Source organism: Pantoea sp. Lu_F5_004, assembly GCF_051136245.1.
In the GTDB taxonomy this organism is placed as follows: Bacteria; Pseudomonadota; Gammaproteobacteria; order Enterobacterales; family Enterobacteriaceae; genus Pantoea; species Pantoea agglomerans.
The window spans coordinates 226,980-238,724 of the sequence record NZ_CP194947.1 but is presented as its reverse complement, the minus strand read 5'-3'; the positions used below and the strand labels follow the sequence as shown (position 1 = coordinate 238,724).

Below are 11,745 nucleotides of genomic sequence, written 5' to 3'. Positions count from 1 at the left end.
AAACTCATTCCCGCTTTTCGCCATGGCAACGCTGGCTTAGTTCCACACCAGCACTTCGGCAGGCGTGGGGTTCCAGCCGTTACAGGGATTATTCAGCTGCGGACAGTTGGAGATCAGCACCATCACATTGTATTCGGCTACCAGCTCAACGTATTTACCGGGCGCCGATAGCCCATCCTCAAAGGTCAGACCGCCTTCCGGCGTGACCGGAACGTTCATGAAAAAATTGATGTTGGCACCGATATCACGTTTGTGAAGGCGGCCATCGTGCAGGCAGGCGCAGAGAAAGTTATCCCGACAGCTGTGCATGTAGCGCTTATCCTGGGCATAGCGCACGGTGTTGCTCTCCTGCGAGCAGGCTCCGCCCAGGGTATCGTGACGACCGCAGGTGTCGGCGACGATAGTCAGCAGCGGATTGCCGAGATTCGAATAGAGCACGCTGCCGGTGGTCAGATAGACGTTTCCCTGACGACGCAGCGTGCGCTGAGGATCGTAGCGTTCCCGCGGGTTATCGCTGTTATAGAACAGGGTATCAATTGCCTGATTCCCTTCGAGGTCGAGCAGGCGCAGCGTCTGCCCTTTTTTCACTTCGAACAGCCACGGTTCGCCTGCCGGGATCACGTGGCGATAGACGGCATCTTCAGGACGACGATCAGAGTGGATAAGGGTCATCTCAGCCTCCTTACAGGGCAAAAAGTTGGGTGTTATGAAGCGCGCGCTGGTTTTCACCGCGCGTGACCATCGCTTCGCTGACGGCCTGCATATCGTCGGCCTGATACCAGCTCAGCTGTACCGGTCGCGGGAGATAGTCAGTGGCGGGATCCTGCGGATGTGGCAGCGCGGTCAGCACGATCAGCACGTCCATGGGTGCGAACAGTTCAGTGAAATCGCCGGCGCGGCTGTTGCCCGCGCTGAACCGGAAGCGGCCCTCCTCATCAACCGTGACCTTGCTGAAAAAGTTGACGACCATCAGCAGATCTTCCAGACCCAGATCCCATTTGCCCATCTCAACCAACAGATTATCGGTGCCGTTGCGGTAGAAGCCGTTGCGCAGCTCCTGATAGCGTCCGGCTCCATACTTATGGTGCGTTTCCGCAGCGTTGAGTACGCCGCCAAACGGGTCGTGCCAGCCGCAGCTATCCGCCACTATCGCGGCCAGTACCCGTCCCATGTCGGAGTAGAAACAGTGCCCGGTGGTCAGGCGAGCCGTATGCTGGCCTTTCAGGGTGTCCGGCAGATTCAGGCGTTCACTTTTCTCGTGGGGATTTAGCATCATCATGCTGACGTTCGCGCCGCCCTCGATGTCGGTCAGGCGCAGGATCTGCCCTTTGCGCAAAATCAGCGAGGTGTGCCCTCCGCCAGGCAGCTGCTCTTCGCGCAGGCTTGGAGCTGAATGAAAAAGTGCGGTCATTGAGCGGTCTCCTTGAGGGGATAAATGTTGTTTTTGTTGCGGGTTGCCAGCTGCGACAGCCGCGTTTCATTAAGCGGGATGTCGTAAGTGATACGCGCGCCCCAGGCATTGGGGGCCTGAGGATCGATGCGCACTTTGTCGAAAACCAGCAGCCGGGTGCCAAGATTGAAGCCTTCGGCAAGGTCGTGAGTGACCATAAACACCGTCATGCGGGTTTCGCTCCAGAGCTGGAGCAGCAGCGCATGCATATCTTTGCGGATGCCGGGGTCCAGCGCGCCGAAAGGCTCATCCAGCAGCAGTACGCGCGGCTGCATCACAAAAGCCTGCGCAATGGCCAGCCGCTGCTGCATCCCGCCCGAAAGCTGCGCCGGATATTTATTGAGAGAATGGCCCAGCCCGACTTTCTCCAGCATCTGTTTTGCCTGCTCACGGGCATGGCGTTTTCGGGCGCCAAACAGCCGGCCAGTAAACGGTGAAGCCGGAAGTTCGAGGCCAATGGCGACGTTATCCAGCACGTTGAGATGAGGGAAAACGGAGTAACGCTGAAACACCACGCCACGGCTGCGATCGGGTTCCGCGCGCAGCTGTTCGCCATCCAGTGTGATCGATCCCCGTGTCGGCTTTTCCTGACCCAGCAGCAGGCGTAAAAATGTCGACTTACCGCAGCCGGACGCGCCCACCAGCGAGCAGAATTCACCTTCTTTGACCTGCAGATTGATGCGTTCCAGCACCACGTGGTCGCCATACTCCTGCCAGATATTTTTGATATCGATAAAACTCATTCCCGGCCTCCTTCCGCCCAGGGGAAACAGGCTTTGTGCAATTGACGCAGCGCGAGATCCATCAGCCACGCCAGCAGCGTTATCCAGATGACATAGGGAATGATCACATCCATCGCCATGTAGCGACGAACCAGGAAAATGCGATAGCCCAGTCCGGCGGTTGCGGAAATAGCTTCGGCGGAGATCAGAAAAAGCCATGCGGATCCCAGCAACAGCCGCAGCGAGGTGATCAGCCGCGATAAAAGCTGCGGAAGCACAACCCGCAGCACCACCGTCCAGCTGTTCGCCCCCAGGGTTTGTGCTTTGATAAACAGCTCTGCGGGGATTTCCCGCGCCCGATGTTCCAGGTCGCGCGCCAGCATCGGCGTAATCCCGATAACAATCAGCATCACTTTTGACAGCTCATCCAGCCCGAAGACGATAAACAGCATCGGCAGGAGCGCCAGCGGTGGGATCATCGACACCACGGTCATAAAGGGTGACAGCGCCGCGCGACTCATCGGGAAGACGCCCGCAGCAACACCGATGCAGAGACCAATCAGTGAAGAGATCGCCAGGCCGGTCAGCAGACGGCTTAAGCTAATCCACGTATCCGCCCACAGCAGATATTCGCCGCTGCGCTTGTCCGGCGTGAAGGCCATCCGATCAATGGCGGCGATCATCTGTGACAGGCCGGGCAGCAGTTTGTCGTGTGGGTTGGCTTCAAGACGCACCGCCGAACTGATAAACCAGACGGCGATCAGCAATACAAAAGGTAATAGCATCAGCGTCAGGCGCATTCCCTGTCGGGGATAGCGGTTGATGTGGCGCATGGCAAATACTCCTGAGATCGGTGATTACAGCTTGCCCGCAGCGGCCATCTTCAGATAGCTGTCGTCAAAGCGCAGTTTGATGTTCGCTGTATCACCGACGGTGATGTTGCCAGGGAAGCTCATGCCGATGAAGTCAGCGCTTTGTGCCCCCTCGCCCAGCAATCCTTTATCAAAGGAGAACGCGGCGACGCGCTGCATGGTTTTCGCCAGATCGGGAGAAGAAACAAATGTCTGGGTTTCGGCTGGGGTCCAGAACAGGTGGGTGGTTTTCAGCTGCGCCTTGTATCCGGCGAGGTCAGTACCGGAATCGGCAGCCATCGCGCTCAGCGCCTGCGCATCACCGGCCTGCATTTTCGCCATCATCTCAAACCAGGCACCGGTCAGCGCCTTGCCCAGCGCGGGGTTATCTTTCAGGGTCTCTGTATTCACCACCATCATGTCAATCAGTTCGCCCGGCACGGCCGATGAGCTGAACACTTCTGTGGTTTGTGGGGTTTTCTTGATCACTGAAAGCTGCGGATTCCAGGCAACTGCCGCCTGCACGCCGCTGGTACCAAAGGCGGAGACGATATCGGCATCGGAGGTGTTCACGACCTTAACGTCTTTTTCCTGTAAACCGGCCTTCTCCAGACCGCGAACCAGCAGGTAGTGCGAAACCGACAGCGCAGGAAGATAGACAGACATCCCTTTCAGGTCGCTGAGTTTTTTGTTTACGCCTTTCAGCACCACTCCGTCATTACCATCGGAGAAGCTGCCGGTGATCAGCGCCGTGGAATCAATGCCGCCCGCCGCAGGTATGGTCAGCGCATCCATGTTGGTCATGGTGCAGCCGTCGAACTGACCCGCGGTGTACTGGTTGATTGACTCGATATAGTCATTGAGCTGGGTGATATGAATTTTAATGCCGTATTTGCTGGCCCATTTATCGATGATTTTCTCGTTGCTGATGGTGCCCCACGGCATCCAGCCCGCATAGATAGTCCAGCAGATATTGAACTCTTTTTTGACCGCGGCGAAAGATGGCGCGCTGACCAGCAGCATCAGCGACAGAATAAGCGTCAGGAGGGGTGATTTCTTCATGGTTGACCTCTGGTTGGCACAAAAAAACGGGAGCAGCGCAAGACACCATCTGGTGCCGCTGTCTCCCGGGCTTTTGTCCCGCCGTGTAACCTCGCAGAGGTCGCCAGCTCTCGGACCAGACATTCACCTGCGTGAACCGGAACCCTAGCCAGCTATTTGCTATCAATTGTGTCGAACGCTGCTTACTGTTCAGACTTCAGCAAATGGCGTGCCAGAAATTTAATCATGATAAATCAGATAAATAGAGGGAGGAAAATCACGAAGGCACTGTGATGGTGAGTCAGTAACGGGCGTTGCACATAATCAGTGCCGGGCAGGCAAGAGATATCAGAACCCTCAGTCAGTCTCTTTTCATACTCACATCTATGCCGGAATGCAGACCCGGACCGTGACGCCTGTCACTTATCGCTATATAATCCACTGCATAACGAATTTTGAGGATAGTTAATGAAGCGCTTCTGGCAGGCATGCACACTCGGTTTACTGATACTCCTTCCGCTCTCTTCCCAGGCATCGCGCCAGATAACCGATCAGACAGGCCGCCAGGTCACGATTCCGGATCGTGTTGATCGTATTGTGGTGCTTCAGCATCAGACGCTTAACCTGCTGGTGCAGATGCACGCGACCGATAAAATCGTCGGTGTGATGGCGAACTGGAAGCAGCAACTTGGTGACAGCTATGCCCGCCTGGCTCCCGAGCTGAATCAGAAAGCGACACTGGGGGATCTGACGCATGTTGATCCCGAAAAACTGGTGGCGCTGCATCCGCAGGTGGTATTTGTGACTAACTATGCGCCGCATGAGATGATCGACAGCATTACCGCGCTGGGCATTCCGGTGGTGGCTATCTCACTGCGTCATGATGAGCCGGGTGAAAAGGCAAAAATGAACCCGTCTATCCGCGACGAGGAAATGGCCTATGACAAAGGACTGCGTGAAGGGATTACGCTTATCGGCGAGATCGTCAATAAACCGGCAGAAGCAAAAGCGCTGATTACGGCCACCGATCAGGGCCGCAAAATCGTCAGCGATCGCCTGAAGGATGTTCCGGCGGAGAAACGCATTCGCGCCTATATGGCGAACCCGGAACTTACCACCTACGGATCAGGGAAATATACCGGCCTGATGATGCTGCATGCGGGCGCGGTCAACGTCGCCGCAGCGACCGTAAAGGGATTCAAAACCGTGTCGATGGAGCAGATAATCGCCTGGGATCCGCAGGTGATTTTTGTGCAGGCTCGCTATCCCTCCGTCGTGAATGAAATCAACAGCTCACCGCAGTGGCAGGCTATCGACGCGGTAAAAAATCATCGCGTCTGGCTGATGCCGGACTACGCCAAAGCATGGGGTTATCCAATGCCGGAAGCGATGGGGATTGGCGAATTGTGGATGGCGAAAAAACTCTATCCACAGAAATTTCAGGATGTGGACATGAATAAGCTGGCCAATAAGTGGTATCAGCGCTTCTATCGCACCGCTTATCAGGGAACAGAGTGATGCGCGCACTGGCGGCGGGCAGCCTGAAAGCGGTCTGGCCCGCGCTGATGGCGTACTTTCCTGAGCCAGTTGAAACCCGGTTTAGCCCCGCCGGTCTGCTCCGCGAACGGATTGAAGCCGGTGAGCCCTGCGATCTCTTTGCTTCAGCCAGTGAGGAGCATCCGCAAAAATTGCTGAACGCTGGGCGAGCGCTGGCAGTCATACCGTTCACGACCAATAAACTCTGCATCACGGTTCGCAGCGATCGGCTACAGGCGGGAGACGACTGGTATCAGCTACTGACCCGCGACACACTGCGGATCGCAACCTCTACACCCACAGCCGATCCCTCTGGCGACTACGCGCAGACCCTTTTCACCCGGATGGGCAACGCTGGTGAAGCGGTGCGCCAGCGCGCAAAGGCACTGGTGGGTGGGCGTGACTCTGGACCGATTCCCGCAGGCAGGCTGGCGGCAGAATGGATTATCCTGGAGGATCAGGCGGATCTGTTTATCGGTTATGCCAGCTATCGGGCGGCCCTGAGCCAGATTGCCGGGCTGACAGTCGTTGAAATCCCTGCAGCTTTCAATCCTGTTGCGCGTTACGCCTGTGCGATCATTACGCCAGAGGCGCGTCGGCTGGCGGATTTTTTAGAATCGGAGCAGGCAAAAGCGGTGCTGCGGGAAGCGGGGTTTGGCGGGGAGTAAATGCCTTTTCTGTCGCGGATGACTTTGCGCCCTGTCAGCATATCGCTTTAAGGGCGCGAAACACAGATCATCAAAGCTTAGCGAAATCCACCTTAAGCTTGTGACTGATATGTTCAGCCTGCCCGGTGGCGCTACTGTGGTGCATTATGAAGTAAGGATGTTTAAAACTCTTCAGGCTCGCCCGGCAATGGCTCGGTCAGTTCCTGCCCTTTAACACCGGCATAGGTAATCACCAGTTCGGCTGGCTCATCCAGGGTGTAACCGCGATGCGCGCTGTTGACCGTCTCATTGAGGGCTTCACCCGCATGGAAAGTGCGCTGTTCGCCGCTCTCTTTGTCCTCAACAGTCAGGGTGCCGGAAAGAATAAACGCCGCATTAGGCATTGGATGGGTGTGCCAGGGTAATGACGTATGGGCAGGCAGTGACAGCCGCATAACGGTCAGCTCAGGTTCGCCGGTGGGATAGGCCTCAATCACTTCACCGTTCCAGGCCTGGCTGCTGCGCATCACTTCAACCGCGTTAATTTCGTTATCTTGCTTCGACATGGTTAATCCCTGTTAATAATCAATAGAATGCCAGTAGTGACCGATAGGTAAGCTTAGAAGAAAACTGTGTTGATGCCCGCCTGCGTTTTAATAAGCCTGTTAACAGGAATTTTCCGCCAGCGAACACAGGGATGAAAACCGGACATTACCGGACTGGCTGAATCGCTGATTAATTAATGTTCAATATTTGCGTTGTGGTTATAAGATATATTCCTCAGTCAGTACGCAACCTGTGAGATCTGTATTATCTTTGAAGCCATCAACCACCTGAGGGATTTCTGATAATGAAAGGTCTGTTTACGGCATTACTCGCCAGTTCTGTTCTACTATTATCCGCCTGCTCAAAAGATGACGATAACAAAGTTAAAGTAGCAATTAATACCGGGCCTGATGAAGCAATCTGGCAGGTGGTAAAGCAGGTGGCGAAGGATAAATACAAGCTGGATGTCGAAGTACTTAACTTCAATGACTATGTACTGCCAAATGAAGCGCTGAATAACAAAGAAGTTGATGCTAACGCCTTCCAGAGCCTGCCTTATCTGGAATCCCAGTCTAAAGAGCGCGGCTACAAATTTGCGGTGGTGGGTAAAACGTTCGTCTTCCCGATTGCTGCCTATTCGCACAAAATCAAGAACATCAGTGAGCTGCAGAATGGTGCCACTATCACCATCTCTAACGAAGCCACTACGCTGGGACGCAGCCTGCTGCTGCTGCAGGCGCAGGGTCTGATTAAACTCAAACCGGATGTGGGTTATTTACCGACCTCACTGGATATCATCGAAAATCCAAAAAACCTGAAGCTGGTTGAAGTGGATACACCACAGCTGACCCGCACCTTAGATGATCCAAACGTCACTCTGTCGATTATCAATACTAACTTCTCAGCCCAGGCTGGATTATCAGCACATCGCGATGGCTTATTTATGGAAAGCGCCTCATCGCCTTACGTCAATGCGCTGGTATCACGTGAAGATAATAAAGACAGCGATAAAATTCAGAAGCTGAAGTCTGCGCTGCAGTCACCGGAAGTCGCGGCCAAAGCCGAAGAAGTTTACAAGGGTGATGCGATTAAAGGCTGGTAAGTCGCCCGATAATCGATCATTAACGATCAAAAAAGGCCGCACTCTGTTGCGGCCTTTTTTATATCTGCACTTTTACCGGCACATCTGCCAGCACTTATACATCCGCTACATCCGCGCCTGCCCGCAAGGTCACAGGAAGGGTTACGCGGCTGCGCCTTTTGGCTGAGCAGAGAGATGCCCTGCCCACAGACTGGCGACCCATTTCACCCCTTTAGACGTAAAACGTGCCTGAGAAAAAGCGTGCTGATTTTCGCCCGTGCCGGTATGCAGCGTAAAGTAGCCGGCCTGCAGATGGTAATGCTGCGGCGTCAGGGTGCCTTTTGCGCGATACATGATGTTGCGCTCCAGCAGAAACTGGCGGAACTCAGGTTCTTTCACTTTCAGCATTTTGCAGAGCTGCCGAAAACCCAGCGAGTCATCAACCTCAACGAAGTTATCAAAGAACGCCGCCTTGGGTGCCGAGAGAGCCAGCTGCTGCTCCGCCGCCTGACGCTGTTCAAACTGCTCAGCCCAGGCGCGAGCGGCTTCAGCCGGATTGGTAAAGTCAGGCAGATGGGTCGTCTTCTCGCGATCCTGCCAGCGATCCAGCACTTCTGCAGTGAAACCTGGCGACAGGCGAGCCACGGCCAGCAGCGAATCACGCTTGCACAGACGGTACTCCTGACGCACTTCCCCTTCCCGCTCATACTCATTCACGCTGAGCGGCTGGGAGAGACGCTGAGCCGTCTCCAGACTTTTGATTAACCGCTTCACTTCTCCGTGTGTAATACCGGTCATCTGAGCCAGTTCACGGCTGCTCATTGTGACCGATTGTTCCAGAGATTTGAGGCTTTCAGTTGAAATCATCATGGGTTCACCCCTCGCTAACGCTACCAATACCCGGCGGGCAGTCGATTAATTATACAAACACCTGTTCAAATATCCAGTATTTTATTTAAGCAATAACGTAACTGGAAGCTGTTACGCAAACAGCGGGGTGTGAGGCGGTTTTGCGGACTGAAGAGTGCGTGTGGAATGCCTTGCAGGAGGCGTTGCGGGCTTTTGCTACAGCATAAGCGGGTAATCCATCGCTCAGTTATTTACATATAATCACAATGATGGACACAGACTCTTTACATTACAGTATAGTGAAGGCTGTCAGCAGGTTACTGGCCTGCCGGGCTCACTATTTTTGATTCGGGGTGCAGAGGCGCAATCTGGCCCGTTACCACTGGATGTCACCTTTTACTGGAGTAAGTCATGCAGCCGTTGAAAGTCGCCTTTATTAAAGCTAACTGGCACAGCGAAATCGTTTCTCAGGTTCTGACCGGATTCGAACAGGAACTGGAAAGCCGCGGTACCTCATATGAGATTAAGACATGGGATGTTCCGGGCGCTTTTGAAATGCCGCTGCTGGCGCAACGCCTGGCGCAGACCGGCAAATACGATGCGATTGTCTGTGCAGCACTGGTGGTGGATGGCGGCATCTATCGCCATGATTTCGTCGCGCAGGCTGTAGTAAGTGGTCTGATGCAGGCGCAGCTGACAACCAATGTGCCCGTCTTCTCTGTGTCACTTACGCCACATAATTTCCAGCCATCGGCAGAGTTTATCGACTTCTATACTCAGCATTTCGTGAAAAAAGGTCAGGAAGCGGCGCGTGCCGTCTGCCAGATTCACGCCCTGGAACTCTGATACGACTGTAACGAATGCTGACAATGCGTTTGCCTGCGCTGTTAAGGAGAGAAAGTTGGAAAACTCACGTCCGCCTTTACCGCCATTTACTGTGGCTGCACAGGCGATAGAAAAAGTCCGGCTGGCTGAGGATGGCTGGAACAGCCGGGATGCGGAGCGAGTCGCTCTGGCCTATTCAGCGGACAGCAAGTGGCGTAACCGTGATACCTTTCTGACCGGCCGGGCAGAAATCATCGCCTTCCTGCAGCAAAAATGGCAGCGGGAGCAGCAGTATCGGCTGATTAAAGAGTTGTGGAGTTTTGACCAGAACCGGATTGCGGTGCGGTTCGCCTATGAATGGCATGATGAGCAACTGCAGTGGTATCGCTCATATGGCAACGAGAACTGGGCTTTTGATGAGCAGGGTTTAATGCAGCAGCGTTATGCCAGCATTAACGATCTGAAAATCAGTGAAGAACAGCGGCTGTTTCACTGGCCGCAGGGCCGACGTCCTGACGACCATCCTTCACTGAGCGAACTGGGCTTATAGCGTCAGCCCTTCCAGCGGAGAGCCAGGCTCTCCGCCGTCATCCACTTAGCCCTGCTCGTCCTTGTTCTCAACAAAGGTCGCTTTATTACGTGTGACCGTATAAGCCACCTTTTTGACATCGTCCGGTGACGTGGTCACTTCGACCGGCGCAATGGTCACCCGACCCATACCAAACAGGGTGGGGACATAGCCGCCCACCTGGTGTTTTCCGGCCGGAACATGCAGCAGCATGCTTTCGCCGTTGGGCAATCTGCCGGCGTCTTTACCATCTACAGTCAGGAATACACTGGAGCCATCATCTGTGCGGGTCTTGATGTGTGAGACATCAATCTGCGTCGGGCCAGCAGCAAATTCATCTGGCGCATCGCTGGCGGCATTTTTCTTCGCGCAGCCGGCCAGCACAGCAGCAACCGTCACAACGGCGAGAGTATAACGATAACGCATTGGGCACTCTTTCTCCTGATCATCAGAACCCGCTATTTTAGCGATTTAGCAGGAGGATGTAAGGGGGAGAAGAGTCGGCATGCTCTTAAAAACGGCTTAAATGTGCTGATTTCCAGGTATATTTGCGTAAAGAATATTTACTGAATAAATACACAGTGTTTTTATTGCCTGATCGTAGTGCTTTTAACCTGCTGATCAGCATAAATTTAATCAGAGAATAACAACGAATAAGCGTAGCGTCACAGGCACATAGCGCCAGTTTGCCTTAACTCTGCCTCTGTTAATCGTCTGTTATAAGGTTCATAGTGGTGGTTCATCCCCGGTTAATCCCGGCGGCCTTTCCCTCAACAGAGGGCACGATATGCATTCTTATACCACCGATACTGTTTGCGCCATAACCGGCACCCATCCTGCGAACCTGAAGAGCTGGATGAAGCAGGGATTACTGACGCCGCAGCAGTATCAGGAACGCTGGAGTGAACATCACCTCAGTGAAATCCAGACCCTGGTTGGCTTAACAGCCACTGGCGCGACGCTCGACGAAATCTGGCAAGGTCAGCAGTCTGCTTCTACGGTTACCACCTTTGGCTGGGCGGCGCGCAAAGGCGACCTGCTCTGGCAACTTGAATTTGGCACACCGCTGTCGCTTTCACGTCAGATGCACACAATGTCCAGCCATTATAGCGGTGATGATTTCGTCATTAATCTGCTGCGGCCGCTAAGCGCCTGGCTTTACACCGATCTCCGTCGGGGAGCGTCACGGCGTCTCAACCGTTTTGAGCAAACTGTTCAACAGCAGGCGGATAAAGTCATGCGCGCCTCATCGCGCAACGAATCCTCCATTCCCCTGTTTCTGGAAGCGGTGAGCGTACTGGATAAAACCGAAATCTGGCTTGAAGCCATTCGTCTTACTGCGATGGGCTTTAATGTCGAGGTTGACTCGCGTGCTTCTGGTCAGCCAGCCGTTAAAACTGATCTCCATCAGCATCATGTGATGTGGTGTGGTGCCGGCATCAGCCAGCAGATGCAGGACTATTTTGAACAGCAGAGTCAGGATGGTCATCCGGTAATGCTTAGTGGACCTGATTGTAATCTGCAATTTTCCCAATCCAGGGCCTCCAGCGCTGCCTGAAAGCAGGCAGCTCCGTCTTTACCCCCGTTTTTCCGCGCCAGTAAATATTTTTTTTCGTTAAGAATCTCTTA

At 54.1% G+C, this 11,745-nt stretch carries 14 protein-coding genes and 1 riboswitch; of the genes, 6 read left to right on the top strand and 8 right to left on the bottom strand.

Annotation, left to right across the window (positions count from 1 at the left end):
* Window positions 1–36: 36 nt before the first annotated feature.
* Genes ACR8BN_RS20095 through ACR8BN_RS20075 form a run of 5 tightly spaced genes read right to left on the bottom strand, consistent with a single transcriptional unit; the run spans window position 37 to window position 4,085 of the window.
* Window positions 37–672, bottom strand: a complete 636-nt coding sequence (locus ACR8BN_RS20095; RefSeq protein WP_434747780.1) for an urea amidolyase associated protein UAAP2 — start codon at window positions 670–672, stop codon at window positions 37–39.
* A gap of 10 nt (window positions 673–682) precedes the next feature.
* A complete protein-coding gene (locus ACR8BN_RS20090) occupies window positions 683–1,411 on the bottom strand; it encodes an urea amidolyase associated protein UAAP1 (protein WP_137244421.1) in 729 nt (242 codons plus the stop codon).
* Window positions 1,408–2,193, bottom strand: coding sequence for an ABC transporter ATP-binding protein (locus ACR8BN_RS20085; RefSeq protein ID WP_031590677.1), 786 nt, complete (start codon window positions 2,191–2,193; stop codon window positions 1,408–1,410). Before ACR8BN_RS20085 ends, ACR8BN_RS20090 begins: the two co-directional genes overlap by 4 nt.
* On the bottom strand, window positions 2,190–3,005 hold the full coding sequence (locus ACR8BN_RS20080) for an ABC transporter permease (protein WP_010247123.1): 816 nt from the start codon (window positions 3,003–3,005) through the stop codon (window positions 2,190–2,192). Before ACR8BN_RS20080 ends, ACR8BN_RS20085 begins: the two co-directional genes overlap by 4 nt.
* A gap of 24 nt (window positions 3,006–3,029) precedes the next feature.
* Window positions 3,030–4,085 carry a putative urea ABC transporter substrate-binding protein gene (locus tag ACR8BN_RS20075; RefSeq protein WP_434747779.1) on the bottom strand — a complete coding sequence of 352 codons (1,056 nt, stop codon included), beginning with the start codon at window positions 4,083–4,085 and terminating at the stop codon, window positions 3,030–3,032.
* Window positions 4,086–4,145: 60 nt separating this feature from the next.
* A riboswitch (guanidine-I (ykkC/yxkD leader) is annotated at window positions 4,146–4,244 on the bottom strand.
* 288 nt (window positions 4,245–4,532) lie between these two features.
* Here ACR8BN_RS20075 and ACR8BN_RS20070 point away from each other — a divergent pair.
* Together ACR8BN_RS20070 and ACR8BN_RS20065 are read left to right on the top strand one after the other, a co-directional pair.
* Complete coding sequence (locus ACR8BN_RS20070) at window positions 4,533–5,582, top strand: ABC transporter substrate-binding protein (protein ID WP_434747778.1); 1,050 nt, start codon at window positions 4,533–4,535, stop codon at window positions 5,580–5,582.
* Window positions 5,582–6,268: a molybdate ABC transporter substrate-binding protein gene (locus ACR8BN_RS20065; protein WP_434747777.1), complete on the top strand. Its 687-nt coding sequence runs from the start codon at window positions 5,582–5,584 to the stop codon at window positions 6,266–6,268. Before ACR8BN_RS20070 ends, ACR8BN_RS20065 begins: the two co-directional genes overlap by 1 nt.
* A 161-nt stretch (window positions 6,269–6,429) precedes the next feature.
* Here the strand turns inward: ACR8BN_RS20065 and ACR8BN_RS20060 are convergent, their stop codons facing one another.
* Window positions 6,430–6,813, bottom strand: a complete 384-nt coding sequence (locus ACR8BN_RS20060; protein WP_031590682.1) for a cupin domain-containing protein — start codon at window positions 6,811–6,813, stop codon at window positions 6,430–6,432.
* A 284-nt stretch (window positions 6,814–7,097) separates the two neighbouring features.
* On the opposite strand from ACR8BN_RS20060, the gene ACR8BN_RS20055 reads away from it, so the two are divergent.
* On the top strand, window positions 7,098–7,895 hold the full coding sequence (locus tag ACR8BN_RS20055) for a MetQ/NlpA family ABC transporter substrate-binding protein (RefSeq protein ID WP_010247110.1): 798 nt from the start codon (window positions 7,098–7,100) through the stop codon (window positions 7,893–7,895).
* Between the two features lie 141 nt (window positions 7,896–8,036).
* Here ACR8BN_RS20055 and ACR8BN_RS20050 read toward each other — a convergent pair whose 3' ends face one another.
* Window positions 8,037–8,744, bottom strand: a complete 708-nt coding sequence (locus ACR8BN_RS20050; RefSeq protein WP_031590684.1) for a phage antirepressor KilAC domain-containing protein — start codon at window positions 8,742–8,744, stop codon at window positions 8,037–8,039.
* Between the two features lie 390 nt (window positions 8,745–9,134).
* Between ACR8BN_RS20050 and ACR8BN_RS20045 the strand changes: the two genes are divergently transcribed.
* Window positions 9,135–9,569, top strand: coding sequence for a 6,7-dimethyl-8-ribityllumazine synthase (locus tag ACR8BN_RS20045; protein ID WP_033773957.1), 435 nt, complete (start codon window positions 9,135–9,137; stop codon window positions 9,567–9,569).
* A 55-nt stretch (window positions 9,570–9,624) separates the two neighbouring features.
* On the top strand, window positions 9,625–10,098 hold the full coding sequence (locus tag ACR8BN_RS20040; RefSeq protein WP_039389142.1) for a DUF1348 family protein: 474 nt from the start codon (window positions 9,625–9,627) through the stop codon (window positions 10,096–10,098).
* A gap of 45 nt (window positions 10,099–10,143) precedes the next feature.
* Here ACR8BN_RS20040 and ACR8BN_RS20035 read toward each other — a convergent pair whose 3' ends face one another.
* A complete protein-coding gene (locus ACR8BN_RS20035; protein ID WP_031590690.1) occupies window positions 10,144–10,542 on the bottom strand; it encodes a hypothetical protein in 399 nt (132 codons plus the stop codon).
* 361 nt (window positions 10,543–10,903) lie between these two features.
* Here ACR8BN_RS20035 and ACR8BN_RS20030 point away from each other — a divergent pair, with 361 nt between their 5' ends.
* Complete coding sequence (locus ACR8BN_RS20030) at window positions 10,904–11,674, top strand: MerR family transcriptional regulator (protein WP_039389144.1); 771 nt, start codon at window positions 10,904–10,906, stop codon at window positions 11,672–11,674.
* Window positions 11,675–11,745: the final 71 nt, after the last annotated feature.

What these genes read in the sequence shown, in the direction of transcription:
- ACR8BN_RS20095 (WP_434747780.1), bottom strand. Translation starts at nt 672, where the DNA reads ATGACCCTTATCCACTCTGATCGTCGTCCTGAAGATGCCGTCTATCGC.
- ACR8BN_RS20090 (WP_137244421.1), bottom strand. Translation starts at nt 1,411, where the DNA reads ATGACCGCACTTTTTCATTCAGCTCCAAGCCTGCGCGAAGAGCAGCTG.
- ACR8BN_RS20085 (WP_031590677.1), bottom strand. Translation starts at nt 2,193, where the DNA reads ATGAGTTTTATCGATATCAAAAATATCTGGCAGGAGTATGGCGACCAC.
- ACR8BN_RS20080 (WP_010247123.1), bottom strand. Translation starts at nt 3,005, where the DNA reads ATGCGCCACATCAACCGCTATCCCCGACAGGGAATGCGCCTGACGCTG.
- ACR8BN_RS20075 (WP_434747779.1), bottom strand. Translation starts at nt 4,085, where the DNA reads ATGAAGAAATCACCCCTCCTGACGCTTATTCTGTCGCTGATGCTGCTG.
- ACR8BN_RS20070 (WP_434747778.1), top strand. Translation starts at nt 4,533, where the DNA reads ATGAAGCGCTTCTGGCAGGCATGCACACTCGGTTTACTGATACTCCTT.
- ACR8BN_RS20065 (WP_434747777.1), top strand. Translation starts at nt 5,582, where the DNA reads ATGCGCGCACTGGCGGCGGGCAGCCTGAAAGCGGTCTGGCCCGCGCTG.
- ACR8BN_RS20060 (WP_031590682.1), bottom strand. Translation starts at nt 6,813, where the DNA reads ATGTCGAAGCAAGATAACGAAATTAACGCGGTTGAAGTGATGCGCAGC.
- ACR8BN_RS20055 (WP_010247110.1), top strand. Translation starts at nt 7,098, where the DNA reads ATGAAAGGTCTGTTTACGGCATTACTCGCCAGTTCTGTTCTACTATTA.
- ACR8BN_RS20050 (WP_031590684.1), bottom strand. Translation starts at nt 8,744, where the DNA reads ATGATGATTTCAACTGAAAGCCTCAAATCTCTGGAACAATCGGTCACA.
- ACR8BN_RS20045 (WP_033773957.1), top strand. Translation starts at nt 9,135, where the DNA reads ATGCAGCCGTTGAAAGTCGCCTTTATTAAAGCTAACTGGCACAGCGAA.
- ACR8BN_RS20035 (WP_031590690.1), bottom strand. Translation starts at nt 10,542, where the DNA reads ATGCGTTATCGTTATACTCTCGCCGTTGTGACGGTTGCTGCTGTGCTG.
- ACR8BN_RS20030 (WP_039389144.1), top strand. Translation starts at nt 10,904, where the DNA reads ATGCATTCTTATACCACCGATACTGTTTGCGCCATAACCGGCACCCAT.